The organism is Streptomyces sp. BR123 (assembly GCF_013401435.1).
GTDB lineage: Bacteria > Actinomycetota > Actinomycetes > Streptomycetales > Streptomycetaceae > Streptomyces.
On sequence record NZ_JACBGN010000707.1, the window covers coordinates 1 to 259 of the forward strand.

General features: G+C 77.6%; 1 protein-coding gene. It reads right to left on the reverse strand.

The window, feature by feature from the left end:
- Positions 1 to 259 (reverse strand): transposase (locus tag HYE82_RS37130; protein ID WP_179178609.1); only part of this gene is annotated, 259 nt, incomplete at both ends.

The following is a 259-nucleotide window of genomic DNA, read 5'->3' on the forward strand; positions in this document are numbered from 1 at the left end:
GCGAAGCATCGTTCGACCACGTTGCGGTCGCGGTAGGCCTCCTTGTCGAAGGCGGGCGGCCGGCCGCCGAGGCGCCCTCGGCGCCGGCGGTTGGCCGCTTGGTCGCGGCGCTCGGGGATCGTGGCGGCGATGCCCCGGCGCCGCAGCAGGTGGCGGATCGCCCGGCTGGAGTAGGCCTTGTCGCCCAGGACCCGGGCCGGTGTCGTGCGCGGGCGGCCGGTGGAGGCGCGCGGGACGCGGATCCCGTCGAGGACCTGGG